Source organism: Stenotrophomonas sp. STEN035 (assembly GCF_056759935.1).
On sequence record NZ_JBRRDY010000003.1, the window covers coordinates 42,369 to 60,979 of the forward strand.

16 protein-coding genes and 1 pseudogene are annotated in these 18,611 nt (G+C 64.3%); all 17 read left to right on the forward strand.

Going from position 1 to position 18,611, the window contains the following annotated elements; genetic code table 11:
• Entirely contained in the window at positions 1-594 is a 594-nt protein-coding gene (locus ACVOLL_RS02315; protein ID WP_481511408.1) for a biliverdin-producing heme oxygenase, read from the forward strand.
• Positions 595-646: 52 nt separating this feature from the next.
• Positions 647-1,003, forward strand: a pseudogene (locus ACVOLL_RS02320) (YbaN family protein); the annotation flags it as partial.
• Between the two features lie 168 nt (positions 1,004-1,171).
• Positions 1,172-1,723, forward strand: coding sequence for an energy transducer TonB (locus ACVOLL_RS02325; protein WP_481511515.1), 552 nt, complete (start codon positions 1,172-1,174; stop codon positions 1,721-1,723).
• A 476-nt stretch (positions 1,724-2,199) separates the two neighbouring features.
• Positions 2,200-4,545 carry an alpha/beta hydrolase family protein gene (locus tag ACVOLL_RS02330; protein WP_481511409.1) on the forward strand — a complete coding sequence of 782 codons (2,346 nt, stop codon included), beginning with the start codon at positions 2,200-2,202 and terminating at the stop codon, positions 4,543-4,545.
• A 63-nt stretch (positions 4,546-4,608) separates the two neighbouring features.
• Complete coding sequence (locus ACVOLL_RS02335) at positions 4,609-5,145, forward strand: GNAT family N-acetyltransferase (RefSeq protein WP_481511410.1); 537 nt, start codon at positions 4,609-4,611, stop codon at positions 5,143-5,145.
• Positions 5,142-5,474 (forward strand): non-heme iron oxygenase ferredoxin subunit, encoded by a 333-nt coding sequence (locus ACVOLL_RS02340; protein ID WP_282272227.1) that lies wholly within the window; start codon positions 5,142-5,144, stop codon positions 5,472-5,474. Before ACVOLL_RS02335 ends, ACVOLL_RS02340 begins: the two co-directional genes overlap by 4 nt.
• 291 nt (positions 5,475-5,765) lie before the next feature.
• Positions 5,766-6,206: a hypothetical protein gene (locus ACVOLL_RS02345; RefSeq protein WP_481511411.1), complete on the forward strand. Its 441-nt coding sequence runs from the start codon at positions 5,766-5,768 to the stop codon at positions 6,204-6,206.
• A 126-nt stretch (positions 6,207-6,332) separates the two neighbouring features.
• The gene (locus ACVOLL_RS02350; protein ID WP_481511412.1) at positions 6,333-8,624 is read left to right on the forward strand and encodes a TonB-dependent receptor; all 2,292 of its coding nucleotides are present in this window, start codon (positions 6,333-6,335) and stop codon (positions 8,622-8,624) included.
• A 142-nt stretch (positions 8,625-8,766) separates the two neighbouring features.
• Positions 8,767-9,474 carry a tetratricopeptide repeat protein gene (locus tag ACVOLL_RS02355; protein WP_481511413.1) on the forward strand — a complete coding sequence of 236 codons (708 nt, stop codon included), beginning with the start codon at positions 8,767-8,769 and terminating at the stop codon, positions 9,472-9,474.
• Positions 9,475-9,495: 21 nt separating this feature from the next.
• Positions 9,496-10,173 (forward strand): Fe2+-dependent dioxygenase, encoded by a 678-nt coding sequence (locus tag ACVOLL_RS02360; protein ID WP_481511414.1) that lies wholly within the window; start codon positions 9,496-9,498, stop codon positions 10,171-10,173.
• Positions 10,174-10,472: 299 nt separating this feature from the next.
• On the forward strand, positions 10,473-10,886 hold the full coding sequence (locus ACVOLL_RS02365) for a hypothetical protein (RefSeq protein ID WP_481511415.1): 414 nt from the start codon (positions 10,473-10,475) through the stop codon (positions 10,884-10,886).
• 117 nt (positions 10,887-11,003) lie between these two features.
• The gene (locus ACVOLL_RS02370; protein ID WP_481511416.1) at positions 11,004-13,418 is read left to right on the forward strand and encodes a TonB-dependent receptor domain-containing protein; all 2,415 of its coding nucleotides are present in this window, start codon (positions 11,004-11,006) and stop codon (positions 13,416-13,418) included.
• A gap of 347 nt (positions 13,419-13,765) precedes the next feature.
• On the forward strand, positions 13,766-14,410 hold the full coding sequence (locus ACVOLL_RS02375) for a PepSY-associated TM helix domain-containing protein (protein ID WP_481511417.1): 645 nt from the start codon (positions 13,766-13,768) through the stop codon (positions 14,408-14,410).
• 25 nt (positions 14,411-14,435) lie between these two features.
• Positions 14,436-14,957: a DUF2271 domain-containing protein gene (locus tag ACVOLL_RS02380; protein WP_313170411.1), complete on the forward strand. Its 522-nt coding sequence runs from the start codon at positions 14,436-14,438 to the stop codon at positions 14,955-14,957.
• 25 nt (positions 14,958-14,982) lie between these two features.
• Complete coding sequence (locus ACVOLL_RS02385; protein WP_481511418.1) at positions 14,983-15,789, forward strand: DUF4198 domain-containing protein; 807 nt, start codon at positions 14,983-14,985, stop codon at positions 15,787-15,789.
• 174 nt (positions 15,790-15,963) lie between these two features.
• Positions 15,964-16,944 carry an FAD:protein FMN transferase gene (locus ACVOLL_RS02390; RefSeq protein ID WP_481511516.1) on the forward strand — a complete coding sequence of 327 codons (981 nt, stop codon included), beginning with the start codon at positions 15,964-15,966 and terminating at the stop codon, positions 16,942-16,944.
• On the forward strand, positions 16,941-18,551 hold the full coding sequence (locus ACVOLL_RS02395; protein ID WP_481511419.1) for a sulfite reductase subunit alpha: 1,611 nt from the start codon (positions 16,941-16,943) through the stop codon (positions 18,549-18,551). Before ACVOLL_RS02390 ends, ACVOLL_RS02395 begins: the two co-directional genes overlap by 4 nt.
• Positions 18,552-18,611 lie beyond the last annotated feature (60 nt).

Below are 18,611 nucleotides of genomic sequence, written 5' to 3' on the forward strand. Positions count from 1 at the left end.
ATGTCCGCTTCCCCAATGCTGCTGGAAATCAGCCGCAGTCAACGCTTGAAGGCCGCCACCCACGGCACGCATGATCGTCTTGACCAACGCATCATGCGCGGCGAACCCTTCGCCTCGCTTGAGAACTACCGGCGCTTCCTGCGCGTGCAATACCGTTTCCATCGCGACCTGGCAGTGCTGTATTCGCTGCCGGCGCTGCAGGGCCTGTTGCCGGATCTGGCCGAGCGCCAGCGCTTGCAGGAACTGCAGCAGGACCTGCTCGATCTGGGTGAAGCCCTGCCCGCCGATGATCATGCAGCCTTGCACAGCGACATCGACCCGGCCACCGCGCTGGGTTGGCTGTACGTCGTCGAAGGCTCGAATCTCGGCGCTGCCATCCTGTTCAAGCTGGCAGCGAAGATCGGCCTGGATGCCAATCACGGTCCCCGCCACCTGGCCGGGCATCCGGACGGCCGCGCGCGTCATTGGCGGCGCTTCACCGAAGCACTGGATGGCAACGCGCTGGATGCCGAGCAGGAGCAGCGCATGGTGGCCGGTGCCACGCAGGCGTTCCAGCGTGTGCATGGTTATGTCGAGCAGGCTTTTGCCGACTGAGATGGAAGCAACACTGAGCACCGCTCCAGCCCTGCCACGGCGCAACCGCGCCGTGCGCGTGGGCTATCTGCTGCTGGGCATGTTGATGGTGGCATTGGGCATCATCGGCGCTTTGCTGCCGGTGATGCCCACCACCATTTTCATGATCCTGGCCGCCGCCTGCTTCGGCCGCTCCTCGCCGCGCTTCGAGCGCTGGCTGCTGCAGCACCCGCAGTTCGGCCCGCCTTTGCGGCTGTGGCGCGAACAGGGCGCGATGTCCAAGCGTGCCAAAGCATTTGCCTGCGGCGGCATGGCGCTGGGTTTTGCGATGTTCTGGTACTTCGCGCATCCGTCGCTGCTGCTGTGGCTGGCGGTTGCGATCGGCATGGGCGGCTGTGCGCTGTATCTGCTGAACCGGCCGCTGCCGCGTGGCGTGGCCTACGTCCCGTCCCCGGAATCGGAAGAGCACGGTATCCGCTCGATCGCTGCAACCGTCACCGTGCTGCTGCACATCGGTCTGTTCGCGCTGCTGCTGTGGAGTCGCGCGCCATCAATCGATCCCCCTTTCATGGAGCCGGCCGAACGCACGCAACTGGTGATGCTGCCCCCGCGCGCACCGGAACAGCCGCTGGAGGAGATCGTCGCGCCAACACCTTCCGCTGCGGCCTCGGCGGAGAAACAGAAGCCGGAACCGCCGCGCCCGCTGCCGCTGTCGCCACCGCGCGCCGACGCCAACTGGGTGGTTCCACCGCCCGCGCCACCACAACCGGTGCAGCAGGCGTTGGCCCCGCAACAACAGGAAGCTTCGGTCGCAGCCGCACCGCTGACCCCGCCGCTGCCACCCGGGCCAAGCGCAGCAAACCCCGGCAAGGACAGCTGGGAAGGCCGCGTGATGGCAAAGCTGGAGCGGCATCGCCGCTATCCAAATGCGGCGCGCGCGCGCCGTGAACAAGGCGTCGCCCACATCCGCGTCAGCCTTGCCCGCGATGGCTCGGTGCTGTCGTTGGCGTTGGAGCAGACCTCCGGTTCGGCCATGCTCGACCAGGCCGCATTGGATACCTTCCGCCGCGCCGCGCCATTGCCGGCGGTGCCGGAAGCACGCAAGGCGCCGCTGGAACTGTCGTTCCCGGTGGAGTTCTTCATCCGCTGAGGGGCCCCCGCGAAGCCCGCATTTGTGGGAGCGGCGTAAGCCGCGAAGCTCGTAGAGCGGCCGTTGCATTGCATCCTTTCCATCGGTGATACCTCTGCCGAGCATGGCTCGGCACTACAACCAGCCTTGCGCTGGTGGAATGGCATACGCCGCGAAACCGAAAGTCCAACCTCCAAAAGCTCTGCTCTTCCCAAATCCCTTCAATCAGGTCTCACGCCAGTGGCATGCAAACAGACCTTCTTCATCCCTTTTGCCGACACGTAGGGAGCACATCTCTGGCTCAAGCAGACCTCCCGGCAACACTTGTCTCCAGCTGCATGCCATGCCAGCCTTGCAAGCCGAAAACGGGGGTTGGAATGAAGCACGGACGCACCTTGTCATTGTCACGAGCTGGCCTTTGGCTGCTACTCGCCTGCCTGTGCTGGCCCGCGGCCAGCTGGGCCGCTATTGATCCAGTGAAACCCGGCGAAATCCCCGTGCTCAAACCTGGTGAGGCACTGATTCTGGCCGCCGTGGACACCAATATCGAGCTGGATTCGGTTCGCCTGAATCGCGATGGCAAAGTTTGGGGCGATGGTGTCATGTCGCGCCTGCAGGCCGGCCACAACTACCGTCTTTATGTCGCCAGCGCTGGACGCTATGTGTGGCGTGAGCTGCAGCCCTTCAATGGCTTCCGCTACCTGCTCAAGGATGAAGAAGAGCTGGCGTTCCAGGTCGATGCCGGCACCATTGTTTATCCGGGCGACCTGGTGTTCCGTCCCACTTCGATGTGGCGTGCCGACGTTCATCGCTCCAACCGCAGCCTGGCAGCAATGGACTGGCTGCAGCGCACCCATCCTGCGTTGTATGCACGCTTTGCTTTCACCTATGCCGGTCACTACTCGGACCCGTTCCCGGCCTTTTACAAGGAACAGGCTGGAGCCAGGACCTTCCCGGCCGAGGTCGAGACGGCAGTGGCAGCCAAGAAGCACGCAACGGACAAGGACAAGGACAAGCCTGCGATTGACCCCTATTGGCAGGACCCACAGATACTGGCCTCCAGCCTCAACCCTGCAGGCACCTTGTTCGCCATGCAGGTGCGCCAGGACGACAAGCATTGGGCGGTGGACATCATCGACCTCAAGTCCAGCATTCAGACCCGGCTGGGAAGCAGCGACATGCCGCTGGCCTCATTCCGCTGGGCCGACGATGAAACACTGCTGACCTCGGTGCGCCTGTCCAACGGCTTGAACCGGGTCTCCGTGCTGCATATCACTACCGCTGCCGACGGCAAGCCACGCTATGCCAGCTATATGGTTCCTGGCGAAGGCAAGGTATTGGATCTGTTGCCCGGCAAGCCCGGCTACATCCTGTTCGCAAGCAGGGCGCGCGATGGCAGGTTGATGGTCCACCCACTCCATGCCGCCAGCCAGATAGCCGTCGAGGACTTCCGCCCGCTGATGCGCACCCGCCTGAACACAGGCATCAACGATGACACCTGGTGGTTTGCCGATGGCGCCGGCGAGCTGCGTCTGGGCATTGTCCAGCGCGGCGAAGACTATGTGCTGGTACAGCGCCAAGCAGATGGATTCCGCGATGTCATGGTGCTGTCGGACGAGCTCGACTTCGACCCGATCGCGATCTCCGCGGATGCCAGCAAGATCTACGCGCTGACCGACGAGAAGCGCAGCCAGCGGGATCTTGTCGAGTATGACGTGGCAACACGTTCGATCACACGCACCCTGTATTCGCAGCAGGGCACCGACGTGCAAGCGGCGATCTTCGACGACAAGCGCAACCCCATCGGCGTTGAGTTCTATCGTGATGGCCAATTGCTCTCGGATTATTTCCAGGACAACGATGCCCGCATTGGCAGGCAACTGGGCAACGCTTTCCCGGGCCAGGCCGTGCAACTGGTCGGGCGCAGCCGCGACGGCAGCAGCATGGTCGTGGAGGTCGACGGTGCCGACGCACCTTCACAGCTATACCACTTGGACACGCGCCAGAACCGCGCCTCATTGCTGGCGCAATCCTACCCATGGTTGGCGGATCGTACTTTCGCGCCCACCCAGGTACTGAAATTCAAATCCACCGATGGCCTGGACGTAGAGGCGTTCCTTACCCTGCCGCCAGGGCAACAGCCGCGCCCGCTGGTAGTTCTGCCCCATGGCGGCCCAATCGGCGTTGCCGACAGCCTGCACTTCGATCCTGAAGTTCAGTTCCTCGCCTCCCGCGGCTATGCCGTGCTGCGCGTCAACTTCCGTGGCTCGGAAGGCTATGGACGCGCCTTCCGTGAAGCGGGGCACCGCAACTACGGCACGCGCATCGAAGACGACATCGATGCGGCAATCAATCTTGCGCTGGCCAGCTACCCGCTTGATGCCTCACGGATGTGCGTGGTCGGCAGCAGCTACGGCGGTTACTCGGCGTTGGTCTCCGCCGTCCGTTGGCCGCAGCGTTTCCGTTGTGCGGTTTCCATCGCGGGCATCAGCGACCGCGCGTTGTTCTTCACCGCCAGTGATACCGCACGCAGTGAGAAGGGCCGGCAATTGGCCGAGAAAATGATGGGCAACCCGAACGAGGATGCCGCCGTGATTCGCGACACCTCCCCACTCTATCGCTATACCGAGCTGTCCATTCCGGTGATGCTTGCCCATGGCAGGGAGGACCAACGCGTGGACTTCGAGCACAGCCGGCGCATTTCACGCATGTTGCGCCTGGCCGGGCGTCCACCGGTCGAACTGTATTTTGATGAGGAAGGCCATGGGGTGGTCGACCCGGCCAACCGCACAGCGTTGTGGAAGCGCGTTGGCGAGTTCCTGGACCAGTCCACCAGACAGTAGTTTCAGCCCCCGGCAGAAGCGGCTGAACTGTTCGACTGCAGACGCCGGGACTAGAATGTGGGCATGGACGCACTTACCTTCCGCACCGCCACCGCCGCCGACATCCCGGCCCTGATCGACCTGGTCACCTCTGCCTACCGTGGCGACGCCTCGCGCGTCGGCTGGACCACCGAAGCCGACATCCTCGATGGCCAGCGCATCGACGCGGCCGGCATCCAGGGCGATCTCGACCGCCCGCGCAGCGTGATCCTGCTTGCTGAACAGGATGGCCAGTTGCAGGCCTGCTGCCACGTTGCCGACGAGAACGGCCACGGCTACTTCGGCATGTTCTCGGTCAGCCCTACTGCCCAAGGCGGTGGCATCGGCAAGCAGTTGATGCAGCGCGCGGAACAGCACGTGGCCGAGCAATGGCAGCTGCCGAGCATGCAGATGACGGTGATCGACTGCCGCGATGAACTGATTGCGTTCTACGAACGCCGCGGCTACGTGCGCACCGGCATCAAAAAGCCGTTCCCGTATGGCGATGAACGCTTCGGCATCCCCAAACGCGATGACCTGCAGTTCGAGATCCTGGAAAAGCTGCTCGGGGCCGCCGCATGAGCGAGACCTGGACCTTCATCTGTGCCAGCGAAGAACTGCTGCCGGGCGAACTGAAGACCGGCTTCGACGAAGTCACCGGCTCACCGATCGTCGTATTCAACCTGGACGGCGAGTTGTATGCGCTGGAAGACCAGTGCACGCACGAGGAGTTCGAGCTGTCCTCCGGCACCTTGGACCCGGACGAAGGCAGCATCGAATGCATCCTGCACGGTGCCCGCTTCGACATCCGCGACGGCCGTGCCCTGTGCGCCCCGGCCTATACGGCTGTGCCGAAGTTCCCGGTCAAGCGCGAACACGGCGGCATCTGGTCCCGCGACGACCGCGACTGAGCCAGACCGCTTTCATGGGAGCTGCGGCAGCGGCTCCCCCTCTGCCAGTTCCAGCACAACACGCCAGCCGCATCCGCCGCGACGGTTCGCTGCACAGCCAAATCTGACAATCCTGTCATCGATAGGCTGACTGCCAACAGCTATATACCCCCACACCGCCCCCGGATGAGGACCTGTACCCATGAAAGGCACGGCTGTCCTAGGCACATCAGCATTGCAAACGCAAACAATTCTCAATAAGATGCGCATCTATCGCGATAACGCGAAATTAACGGCCCGCGTCTTTCCCCCATGCACTCCCCGTCCGCCAAGGCTCAAAAGCTGACTGCCGCCACCGTGCGGCGGCGCCTGCCTTGGTTGATGCTGGTGTTCGGCATGTTGCTGGTCTGGGCCGTCGCGCTCCAGGCCAAGGCCGTGGTTACCGTCCCGGTAGCGATGGAAGGTTTCCAGCAGATTCTGGTTTCGCCTGAGCCCGGCCATCCGCAGCAACCACTGCAGATGACGGCGATAAGCGAATCCGGCGGTGAGACCTCGCGCGTCAGCAAGCAGCGCCCTGCACCGATGCTGTCCAGCCCGGTCCAGCTTGTTCCAGTTACACCCAGCCACGTATTTCTGACTGCCGCCAGCGACACACTGCTGCAGCACGCGGTTGAACGTGCCCAGCGCTATCCGCTGGCACCTTATCTGCTGCTCAATCCCGGCCACGCCCCGCCGCGTACCCACGCCGCCTAAGCAGCATCAGGCGACCTTGCGCGTTCAGCGCGCGTCGCCTTCGATACCTCCGCTTTTCACTTCCGCCCGCGGTGCCATCGGCCCGCCAGGCAAACCTGTTCCTTTTTCTCCCGGATATACCCGTCCATGACCCACATCAAGACCCGCAAGTACGCTCCGCGCGCTACCATGCTCGCTACCGCCACCCTGGCCGCCGGCTTCTCGCCGCTGACCGCCTTCGCTGCCGAAGGTGACGCCGACTCGGCCAAGAACAAGGCCACCGATCTGGACCAGGTACAGGTACGCGGCAGCTGGTTCGCGCCGTCCTCGCCGAAGTTCACCGCTGAACTGCTGGATACGCCGAAGTCGGTGGCCGTGGTCACCGAGAAGACCATCCAGGAAATCGGCGCGACCAACCTGGTCGACGCATTGCGTATGGTTCCGGGCATCACCTTCGGTGCCGGCGAAGGCGGCAACTCCACCGGCGACCGTCCGTTCCTGCGCGGCTTCGATGGCCAGAGCAACATGTTCGTCGATGGCCTGCGCGACGTCGGTACGCAGACCCGCGAAGTGTTCGACCTGGAGCAGCTGGAAGTGGTCAAGGGCCCGAGCTCGGCCTACGGCGGCCGTGATTCCGGCGGCGGCAGCATCAACCTGGTCAGCAAGACCCCGAAGCTGAAGAACGAAACCAGCGCCAGCATGGGCATCGGTACCGACAGCTATGCGCGCGGCACCTTCGATGCCAACTACGTGCTGGGCGATGGCATCGCCGCACGTTTGAACCTGCTCAAGCACGAATCCGACATCGCCGGCCGTGATGCCGCCAATGTCAGCCGCTGGGGTATCGCACCCTCCATCGCCTTCGGCCTGAACGGCCCGCTGCAGCTGATCGCCAGCCACTACCACCTGGAAACCGACGACCTGCCCGACGCAGGCGGCTTCCCGTACGGTGACCCGGCGACCAAGACCACCGTTGGCGCACCGCTGGTTCCGAACCGCAACAACTACTACGGTCTGATCGACCGTGACTTCCAGCGCACCCGTGCCGACATCAGCACCCTGGACGCCAGCTACTCGTTCGGTGAACACAAGCTGCGCAACATCGCGCGCCTGGGCAACACCAGCAATGACTACCTGTGGACCCAGCCGGATGACAGCAAGAACAATCCGAACCTGTACGGCACCTTGTGGCGTCGTACCAACAACCGTGCGATCGACACCAAGACCTTCGCCGACCAGCTGAGCCTGACCGGTGCGTTCCAGACCGGTGGCCTGAAGCACAGCTACAGCGCCGGTGTTGAGTACAGCGAAGAAAAGAGCAGCAAGGGCAGCTACGTGATCGGCGGCGCCGGCACCAACAACCCGATCGGCAACAACCAGGTCTGCAAGACCACCGGCGCGGCGACCGGCTACAACTGCACCGATTTCTACAACCCGAACCCGAAGGATCCTTGGGCGGCCACCCACCCGGTGACCCGCAGCAACAAGGCCCTGGATATCGAGCAGACCACCAAGACCAAGTCGGTGTATGCGTTCGACACCATCGAGTTCAGCGAAAAGTGGCTGGTCAACCTCGGCCTGCGCTGGGATGACTACGACACCGAGCAGGTCACCCCGATCGTCAACAGTGCTCCGACCGTGCTGCGCAACAGCGACGGCTTCCTGAACTACCAGGCTGGCGTGGTATTCAAGCCGACCGCCAATGGCAGCATCTACCTGTCCTACGGCACCTCCTCGACCCCGCCGGGCATGGACAGCGGTGAAGGCAATGACTCGATCAGCGCCGCCATCCAGAACCTGAAGCCGCAGGAAACCAAGAACTACGAACTGGGCACCAAGTGGGACCTGCTCGACAAGCGCCTGAACCTGACCGCTGCCATCTTCCACACCGAGATGAGCAACGCTCGTGTCACGGTTGACTCCGGCAACACCGAGAACGCAGGCAAGAAGGCGATCAATGGCCTGGAGCTGGGCGTCACCGGCCAGATCACCGACAGCTGGAATGTCTCTGCCGGCTACACCTACATGGACTCGGAATTGAAGGACAACGGTTTCGTCTGCGGCGTCACCGTGCCGCGCGGCCAGCCTTGCCCGGCAGGCAAGTACATCGTCTCGCCGAACAACGGCAATGTGTTCCCGAACACCCCGAAGCACGCCGCGACCTTGTGGACCACCTATGTGCTGCCGTTCGGCCTGACCATCGGCGGTGGCGCCAGCTACGTCGACAAGCAGTACGGCGACGCGGCTAACACCAAGTGGATCCCGAGCTACACCCGTTGGGACGCCATGATCGGTTACGCCATCCAGGACAACATCAGCCTGCAGTTGAACGTGCAGAACCTGACCGACAAGGTCTACTTCACCAAGGCCTATGCCTCGCATTACGCGAGCATCGCCCCGGGCCGCGCAGCCACGCTGGCACTGAACGTCAAGTTCTGATCCAGGCATGACCAGCAACGGCGGCAGGTGCGAACCTGCCGCCGTTGTGCTTTTCGTCGCTGCCGTGGCAGGCGACGGCAGTCCCCAGCAATGGCTACCATCAGCAATCAAACGCCGATCAACGTCGGTCACAGGCAGGACCATGTCCAACCCCCTTCCAAGCGATGCCGATGCATTGGCACGGCAACTGCGGAACGACCCACAAGGCACGTTCGCACAGATCCGTGGGGCTGCGCTAAGCGGCCAGCTGGATGCACAACTGCTGCTGGCCCAGCTCTACATCGAAGGCAAAGGCGTGGCGCGCGATGAACAGGCCGCCCTGCTCTGGTACGAAACCGCCGCCAACAACGGCAGCGCACTGGCCATGAACATGCTCGGCCGCTGCCATGAGCTGGGCCAGGGCTGTGCACCTGACGCGACGCTGGCTGCGGTCTGGTACCGCAATGCTGCCGAAGCCGGCCTGGACTGGGGCATGTACAACCATGCCAACCTGCTTGCCACCGGGCGCGGCGTGCCGCAGGACCGGGCCAAGGCGCTGGCGCTCTACACCCAGGCCGCCCACATGGGCCATGCCAAATCGATGAACCTGCTGGCACGGCATCTGGAAGACGGGCTGGATATCGAACGCGATCCGCAGGCGGCACTGGCCTGGTATCAGCGTTCGGCCGAAGCCGGTGATTTCCGCGGCCAGGCCAACCTCGCCTCCATCCTGCTGCAGCAGGGCCAGATCGAACAGGCGGTGCATTGGCTACGGCTGGCACTTGCCAACGGCAGTCCAGCCTTCATGGCGCATATCGTGCCGGAACTGGCCGCCTCTCCCCATCCGCAGATCCGTGCACTGGTCGCCTGAGCCAGGCCCTGAGGAACTCCCATGCTGCTGCATATCCCCAACGTACTCAGCCCGGAACAAGTCGCCCGGTTCCGTCAGAAACTCGATGCGGCCGACTGGACCGACGGTCGCGAGACCGTGGGCCATCTCGGCACCCACGCCAAGCGCAACGAGCAGCTGCCGGAGAACTCCCCTCTGCGCCGCGAACTCGGCGAGACCGTGCTGCTGGCACTGGCCAGCAATCCCTCCTTCTTCAGCGCAACGCTACCGTTGAAATACCTGCCACCGCGCTTCAACCGTTACAGCGGCGGCGGCACCTACGGTTTCCATGTCGATGGTTCGGTGATGAACCTGGGCCAGGGTGAGCAACTGCGCTCGGATGTGTCCTGCACCCTGTTCCTGTGCGAGCCGGAAGAGTACGAAGGCGGCGAGCTGATCATCGCCGACACCTACGGCGAGCACGAAGTGAAGCTGCCGGCCGGTGACCTGGTGGTGTACCCGTCCAGCAGCCTGCACAAGGTGCAGCCGGTGACGCGCGGCGCGCGCCTGGCCTCGTTCTTCTGGGTGCAGAGCATGATCCGTGACGAGGCCCACCGACGCCTGCTGTGGGAAATGGACACCTCCATCCAGCAGCTGACCCAGGACTACCCACAGCACCCTTCACTGGTGAGCCTGACCGGGATCTACCACAACCTGCTGCGGCAATGGGCTGAGACCTGAACTCCTTCGCCCCGGCCTCAACGCGAAGCGGCAACAAGACCGTAGCCCGGGTAAGCGCAGCGCACCTGGGGCGCTTGGCGGAAGCCTGAAAGTGCTCCCGGGTGCGCTGCGCTTACCCGGGCTACAGAACTGCACTTACCTGAGCCACCGCAGTTCCCGCGGTGAAGCGCATGGCAGGAACGGCTTGATAAACGTCAAATTGATAGCAATTCTCATTTGCAAAAGTTAACGAATCGTATCTACAATGCCGCACCGCGAACGTCGGCCCATCTCGCCGCGTCCGCAATCGGGAGATACGCATGCAACAACCACAGCGCCAGCACGCACAGAACAACGCCGTTTCCGGCGCTGTCAGCCTGCGTCCGCTGGCTTTGTGCATGTTGCTGCTGTTGTCGCTGCTGGCTGCGCTTTGCCAGAGTGGCACCCAGTTCTCCCGGCTCGGCCTGGCTCAGAACGGCCACGTCTCTACGCCGTCCGAAGAACGTCCAGGCGGCGAACGCCACCTGGAAGAAGAAAGCCCGGCCAAGCTGCGCCGTGTCGCTCAGCTGCGCGCACCACGCGCAGTCCAGCCCCAGCCCGATGTGCAGCAGCTGCTGTCTGCAGCGGACGACGCTGCCCCCATCCGCACGGTCATCCCGGCATCCACGCCGATCATTGCCCATGCACTGGCCAGCCCGCGCCAACAGCGTGGGCAAGCGCCTCCGCTGAGCTGAAGCTCCGCACCAAGTCGTTTCCGCTTCACCCCTCTCTTCTTCCCAGCTCGTCCCTGCACGCGTGAGCGCCTGCGGTGATGACGGCTGCAACCTGCATTCCTTGATCGAGGTATTCCCATGGCCCTGCGCCAGCGTCACCGCGTGTCCGTTTCCCGCCAACTGCTCAGCCTCGCCGTGCTCGGCGCCATCAGCGCCAGCGCCCATGCCAACGGCAGCGGCGCGCCGACCACGTTGGACAAGGTGGTCGTCACCGCCAGCGGCTTCGAGCAGAAGATCACCGACGCGCCGGCCAGCATCAGCGTGGTCAGCCGCGAGGAACTGGCACTGCGTCCTTACACCAGCCTGGTCGACGCATTGCGTGACGTGGAAGGCATCGACGTCGGCATGGAAACCACCGACAAGAACGGTCGCGCCACCATCTCGATGCGCGGCATGCCGTCCGAGTACACGCTGGTGTTGATTGACGGCCGCCGCCAGAGCAACGTCGGCAACCTGTACCCGAACAACTTCGGAGGTGGCCAGTTCGCCTACATGCCGCCGTTGGACGCCATCGAACGTATCGAAGTGGTCCGCGGGCCGATGTCGACCCTGTACGGCGCCGACGCCATGGGCGGCGTGATCAACATCATTACCCGTCGCAACCAGAGCGAATGGCACGGCTCGGTGACGCAGGGCTTCACCGTGCAGCAGGAAGATGCGTTCGGCGATGCACGTACCACCGACGTCTACCTGAGCGGCCCGCTGATCAAGGACCGCCTCGGCATGAGCGTGCGCGGCAGCTGGTACGACATCGACGAATCGAGCCCGGAATGGGATTCGCTGCCGCTGCCCGATGGCAGCCAGTGGGAACGCGCACTCGGCTTTGGCGGCGGCGGCAAGGCCGTGGCCAACACCAACTGGAACAGCGGCATCCGCCTGAACTTCAAGGCCAGTGACAACCACGACCTGTGGTTGGACTACGACGTCTCGCGCCAGAAGTACGACAACAGCAAGGGCCAGACCGGCACCCTGGACAGCGCCGCGAGCTTGTGGCGCAGCGGCGTGGCCACCATCCCCAACGGCAGCGGTGGCACCACCACCCGCCGCGTGGTGCAGCCGCGCGTGGGCTATACCGCTTACCAGCGCTATGAGCTGGACCAGCTGGCGCTGACCCATCAGGGCCGCTACGACTTCGGCACGTGGCAGACCAGCCTGTCGCGCACCCAGAGCAACAACCTGGGCCGTTCGTTGCCGTTGACCCTGGACGAGCGCGCCGACCTGCAGACCCTGTGGAACGATGTCTGCCGTCGTCGCGGCCAGGCCGCCAACTGCAATATGGCCAGCGGCAACCTGTCGGTGCTCAATGACGCCGAGCGCGCACGCCTGCAGGCCTTCCTGCCGCGCCCGCTGCGCACCATGGAACTGGACGCGATGGTGCTGGACACCATGCTCGACCTGAGCTTCGGCGCGCACAAGGTCACTGTCGGTGGCCAGTACAACAACACCGACATGACCGATGGCGTGTTCGGCATGGACGGCAACGGCTACCGCGACAACGTCAAGCAGAAGCACCGCACCTGGTCGGTGTTCGCCGAGGACAACTGGGCCTTGACCGACGCGCTCACCGCCACGCTCGGCCTGCGCTATGACCACCACAACATCTTCGGCAGCCATGTCAGCCCGCGCGCCTACCTGGTGTGGAATGCCAGCGATGCCTGGACCGTCAAGGGTGGCATCAGCACCGGCTACAAGACCCCGCGTCCGGACCAGCTGTTCCCGGGTGTCACCGGATTCGGTGGCCAGGGCGTGATCCCGTTTGTCGGCTCCCCGCACTTGAAGCCGGAAACCAGCACCAACTATGAAATCGCCACGTATTACGACGGCGGCCGTTGGGGCTTCAACGCCACTGCCTTCCTCAACCGCTTCGACGACAAGATCGCCACCGGCGGCAGCTTCGCCAACTGCGAAGTGGCACCGGCCAACAGCGGCTACTGCATTGACGTGGGCCCGGGCTGGGCGGCGCTTGGGTACAGCGTTTTCAGCCAGAGCGTGAACCTGGACAAGGCCGAGACCCGCGGCGTTGAACTGGCCAGCCATGTTGACCTGCTGGACAACCTGCAGCTGCGCGGCAACTACACCTACACCAAGAGCGAGCAGACCAGCGGCGCCACCAAGGGCCAGCCGATCGCTGGCAACCCGGCCAAGCACATGGCCAATGCCAGCCTGAACTGGCAGCTCAACGACGCCATCAGCCTCAGCCTGATCGGCGAAGGCCGCTACGACCGCTACCGCGACACGCTGCTGTCCAACGTGGGCGGCGTCACCAGCTCGACCGTGCGTTACTACGAGGACTACACCACCTTCCATCTGGGTGGCAGCTGGAAGCTCAACGAGTGGCTGACCGTCAACGCACGCGTCAACAACCTGTTCGACAAGGACTTCGTCTCGCAGTCCTGCGTGCTGACCTCGCCCAGCGAGTACAGCTGCGTCGACGACTACGCAGTGAAGGAACAGCGCCGCAGCTACTGGCTGTCGCTCAACGCGAAGTTCTGATTGGTGTAGCTCTGCCCCCTCCCTTTGCCGAAGGCAAGGGGAGGGCTGGGGAGGAGTAGCTTCACGCTATTGATTCTGCCCATGTCAACGCCGCAGGCCCTGATGCGTTACCAGCACAAGCAGAACCACCCCCTCCCTTTCACGCAGTGAAGGGGAGGGTTGGGGAGGGGTAGCTTTTGATCTTGCTTCTGGCTTGAAGCAAACAACCCGAGCAACAGCCAGATCAAAAGCTACCCCTCCCCGGCCGTCCCCTTGCCTAAGGCAAAGGGAGGGGGCAAAGCACCACACAAATTGCGAATCATTCTCATTAGTGCTCTAATCGTCCTCCTTTAATACCCCTGATCCCCGTGTCCGCAGACCGCAGCACCGCCACCACCGTGCAACAGCAAGCCAACCGTGGTTTCTGGTTGCGCACCTTGCATCAGTGGCACTGGATCAGCTCGGCGGTTTGCCTGATCGGCATGCTGTTGTTCTCTCTGACCGGCATCACCTTGAACCACGCGTCCAAGATCGAAGCCAAGCCGCAGGTGCAGAACCTGCAACTGGAATTGCCAGCTCCGGTGCTCAAGGCATTGGGCGAGCGCGAAGACGGCAACGCGCCGCTGCCAGAGCGCGTGGCGGATTGGTTGTCCAATCGCCTGGACGTGTCCATCGGCAGCCGTGAGGCCGAGTGGTCGCCGGAAGAAATCTATCTGTCCATGCCCGGCCCCGGCAGCGATGCCTGGCTGAGCATCGACCGCGAAACCGGTGCGGTGGAGTTTGAGAAAACCCGTCGCGGTTGGGTCTCGTACTTCAATGACCTGCACAAGGGCCGCAATGCGGGCCCGGGCTGGGGGTGGTTCCTCGACGTGTTCGCGGTGGCCTGCCTGGTGTTCTGCATCACCGGCCTGTTCCTGTTGCACCTGCATGCGCGGCAGCGGCGCATGACCTGGCCGCTGGTTGGCCTGGGTTTGCTGATCCCGTTGCTGATCGCCCTGCTCCTCATCCATTGACCGTCTTTCTCTCCGGAGTCGCACCATGCGCGTCACCCTGACCATCGCCCTGAGTGGCCTGATCGCCACCGCTCCTGCCGCCTACGCCGCCAGCCTCGACGTCAACGTCGAAGTGCCCAAGCTCAACGTGGCCGAATACCACCGCCCGTATGTCGCGGTGTGGATCGAAGGTGCCGACCAGCAGGTCGCCGCCAACCTGTCGGTCTGGTACCAGCTCAAGGACACCGCCGAAGGCCATGGCACCAAGTGGTTGCCGGACCTGCGCCAGTGGTGGCGCAAGAGCGGCCGCACCCTGCAGGTGCCGGTCGATGGCGTGACCGGCCCGACCCGCCCGGTCGGCAAGCACCAGCTCAGCTTCAGCGACCGCCAGCCCCAGCTGCGCGCCCTGCCCGCCGGCCAGTACTCGCTGGTGGTGGAAGCCGCGCGTGAAGTCGGTGGCCGCGAGCTGGTCAAGATTCCCTTCACCTGGCCGGCCCGTGCCGCGCAGAACGGCCGTGCCCAAGGCACCTCCGAACTCGGCACCGTCACCCTCGCCGTCAAGCCCTGATCCCCATTACCAACGGAGCCAACCGATGAAGCGTTCCCTCCTGCTTGCTGCCACCATCGCCGCCGTACTGCCGTTCTCCGCCGCCGCCCACAAGGCCTGGCTGCAGCCGTCGCAGACCGTGATTGCCGGTACCAACCCGTGGATCACCGTGGACGCGGCCGTGTCCAACGACCTGTTCTACTTCAACCATGTGCCGTTGCGCCTGGACAACCTGGTGATCACCGCACCGGACGGCAGCAGCGTGCAGCCGCAGAACGCGGCGACCGGCAAGTACCGTAGCGTGTTCGACGTCGAGCTGACCCAGCAGGGCACCTACCGCCTGGCCACCGTCAATGCCGGCCTGTCGGCCAACTGGCAGGAAGACGGCAAGCCCAAGCGCTGGCGCGGCAACGCCGCCACCTTCGCCACCGAAGTACCGAAGGATGCCAAGGACCTGAAGGTCTCCGAGACCGCCGGCCGCATCGAAACCTTCGTCACCAACGGCAAGCCGAACAACACCGCGCTGCAGCCGACCGGCAAGGGCATGGAGCTGGTTGCCCTGGGCCACCCGAACGATCTGTTCGCCGGTGAGCAGGCCAAGTTCAAGTTGCTGGTCGACGGCAAGCCGCACGCTGGTCTGGAAGTCGAGATCACCCGTGGTGGCACCCGCTACCGCAACGCCCAGGAAGAGATCAAGGTCATCACCGACGCCAACGGCGAGTTCTCGGTGACCTGGCCGCAGGCCGGCATGTATTGGCTGGAAACCGGCACCGAGGACAACAAGACCTCGATCCCGCAGGCCAGCGTCCGCCGCCTGAGCTACGTAGGCACGCTGGAAGTGCTGCCGCAGTAAAGCTCAAAGCCCCTCTCCCGCCCGCGGGAGAGGGGTTGGGGTGAGGGCAAGGCCGAAGCCGGGCTCCTGAAGCCGCGGCAGACCCAGAAAAGCAAAAGCTCCCCTCATCCGCCCCTTCGGGGCACCTTCTCCCGCCTGCGGGAGAAGGGACCAACTGCACCCAGACAGTTTCCGATACCGATGTCCTCCAACTCCGACATCGCCGCCCTTGGCGGCCACACCATGGGCACCAGCTGGAGCGTCAAGCTGGTGGCTGCACGCAGCCGTGACCTGCACCCGCTGCATGCCGGCATCCAGGCCGAGCTCGACCGCGTGGTCGCGCAGATGAGCACCTGGGAAGCAGACTCGGACATCAGCCGCTATAACCGTGCCGCCGCCGGCAGCTGGCATGTGCTGCCCGATGATTTCTGGAACGTGCTCAGCACCGCGCGCGACATCGCCGAACGCAGTGCAGGCGCGTTCGATCCCAGCATCGGCCCCTTGGTCGCACTGTGGGGCTTTGGCGCCGATGCGGCCGCACAAGGCGTGCCCGATCCCGCGCGCCTAGCCGAGGTTGCCGCAGGCTGCGGCTGGCACAAGCTGCAGCTCGATCCACAAACGCAAAGCGCGCTGCAGTCCGGCGGCCTGCAACTGGACTTGTCTGCCATCGCCAAAGGCTACGGCGTGGATCTGGTCAGCCGCTGGTTGCGCCGCATCGGCATCACCGCTGCCTTGGTTGAGGTGGGCGGTGAACTGCATGGATACGGCTTGAAGCCGGACGGCCAGCCTTGGCGCGTGCTGGTCGAATCCGCGCCCGACGAAGATGCCGACGCCGACTACCCGCCGCGCGTGCTCGCGCTCGACGATCTGGCAGTAGCCACCTCCGGCGACCGCTGGCACCAGTTCGAACGCGATGGCGTTTCCTACAGCCACACCCTGGACCCTCGCAGCCATGCCCCGGTGAGCCGCGCCGCAGCAGCAGTCACCGTGATCGCCCGCGACGCCATGCGTGCCGATGCCTGGGCCACCGCGCTCACGGTGATGGGTGCCGATGAAGGCCTGGCCTTTGCCAACGACCACGACTTGGCTGCACGCTTCATCACCCGCAGCAGCAACGGCCTGATCGAAACCATGACGCCCGCCTTCCAGCGTTACCTGGACGCCAGCACGCAATGAATCCCAACCGCTCCACCCGCTCCCTGCTCGGCAATCTCGCCGTCGGCCTGGGCCTGCTGCTGATCGCACTGTTGCTGCTGCGCCTGCATCTGGGCGAGAGCTGGTGGCCGGCGGCGCCGCTGGCACCGCAGTGGTGGATGGCGCTGGCAGCGTTGGCGGTCTATGCGGCGGCCTGCTTCGCATTGTGGTGGTGCACCCGCCAACGCGATGACGACAGCGGCGACAGCAAGGAACCGCCGATTCTGGTGGTCTGGTCCAGCCAGACCGGCTTTGCCCAGCAGCTGGCACAGCGCACCGCCGCGCATCTGCGCGCCGCCGGTCACAAGACCCGACTGCGCGCCATCGACCAGGTCGATGCGGCCCTGCTCGGCAGCAGCCGCCAGGCCTTGTTCATCGCCGCCACCACCGGCGAAGGCGATCCGCCCGACCATGCACTCGCCTTCCTGAGCCGGGTGATGCCGCAGCCCTTGAAGCTACCGCAGCTGCAGTACGCCGTGCTTGCGCTCGGCGACAAGACCTATGAGCACTACTGCGCATTCGGCCATCAACTCGACGAGTGGCTGCGCACGCACGGCGCACAGCCACTGTTCGACACGGTGGAAGTGGACAACGCCGATGCCGATGCGCTGCGCCATTGGCAGCAGTTGCTGGGCCAGCTGGGTGGCGAAGCCGCCAACGCAACAGACTGGAGTGCACCGGCCTATCAATCGTGGTTGCTGCGCGGGCGCGAAGTCCTCAATCCAGGCAGCATCGGCGGCAAGGTCTTCCACCTGCAGCTGCAGCCCGCGGATGGAGCGCTGCCGACCTGGCAGGCCGGCGACATCGCCGAGATCGGCCCACGTCAGTCTGCCGCTGCGGTGCTGCAGTGGCTGCAGGCAAACCGTTTCGATGCCGCCACCGTGCTGGCCGACGGCCGCACGCTGGCGGATGTCCTGGCCCGCTCCTATCTACCCGACGGCGCCGATAGCCGCGACGCCAATGCACTTGCCGCCAGCCTCAAGCCACTGCCACACCGCGAATACTCGATTGCCTCGATGCCAGGCGAAGGCAGCCTGCAACTGATGCTACGCCGGCAACTGCACCCGGACGGCACGCCCGGCCTGGCCAGTGGTTGGCTGTGTGACTACACGCAGATCGGCGACAGCATTGATCTGCGCCTGCGCAGCAACAGCAATTTCCATCCGCCGCGCGGTGATGCCCCGCTGATCCTGATCGGCAACGGCACTGGCATTGCCGGCCTGCGCGCACATCTGCGTGCACGCATCGATGCCGGCGCGTCTCGTAACTGGCTGTTGTTTGGAGAACGCAACGCAGCCCACGATTTCCATTTCGGTGAAGAGCTGCAGCAATGGCAGCGCCAGGGCGAAATCGAGCGACTGGATTCAGTGTTCAGTCGCGATGACGGCGACTTCCATTACGTGCAGGACGCACTGGCCGCGCACAGCGATGTACTGCGGCAATGGCTGGACGACGACGCCACCATCCTGGTCTGCGGCAGCCTGCAGGGCATGGCCCCGGCGGTGGACAAGGTCATCATCGACACGATTGGCGAAGATGCGCATCAAGCTTTGCGTATAGCCGGCCGCTACCGCCGCGACGTCTACTAGCTCTGCCCCCTCCCTTTTGCGCAGCAAAGGGGAGGGTTGGGGAGGGGTTGCCGTTGCCTT